The 511-nt window shown below is 46.0% G+C and carries 1 protein-coding gene and 1 pseudogene; one reads left to right on the top strand and one right to left on the bottom strand.

Annotated features, from left to right (window positions below; translation table 11 throughout):
• Positions 1–193: diguanylate cyclase domain-containing protein (locus R7E78_RS30790; RefSeq protein WP_318059227.1), on the top strand; the 193-nt coding region annotated here is incomplete at its 5' end.
• Between the two features lie 90 nt (positions 194–283).
• Here the strand turns inward: R7E78_RS30790 and R7E78_RS30785 are convergent.
• Positions 284–511 (bottom strand): annotated as a pseudogene (locus R7E78_RS30785) (chemotaxis protein); the annotation flags it as partial.

The raw sequence follows: 511 nt of genomic DNA, 5'->3' as shown, positions 1-511 counted from the left end.
GGAAGAGCACGTGCAGAAGTTACTGCAAAAGCTCAGGTTGGCGTTGTGTTCGACGCCCGTTATTTATGACGAAGAGCTGATCTACCTACGCGTGAGCATTGGTTACGCCATCTTCGATCCGAAAATGACTTCTCCAGAACAAATGATGAAAATCGCCGACGAACGGATGTATCAACAAAAACACGGCGGATAAAAAACAAAGCCCAGATTGATTCTGGGCTTTGTTGTATTTACAGAGTGAGAAAGATAGGGAAGGCAGAAAACTGCGTCCCCCAAGAATTCTCTATGCCAATTTGAAAGCACTTAGCTGATGTTTTAGCTCCATCGCTTCAGCTTGGTAACCGGAAACAATCTGGTTCAAGTCATCAGCGTGCTGACCTGTTTTGTGCGCGATGCTCGCCAGTACGTCGATATCTTGGTCGATAGCTTCACATGCTTTAGATTGCTCAATGGTCGAGTGCGTAATGGTGCTGATGTGATTGTTCACGTGTTCGATGCTGCTTTCGAGTAA

The sequence above is a fragment of the Vibrio sp. YT-19(2023) genome (assembly GCF_033337395.1).
Note: the sequence above shows the minus strand (reverse complement) of the source record. Positions and strands in the feature narration are given on the sequence as shown.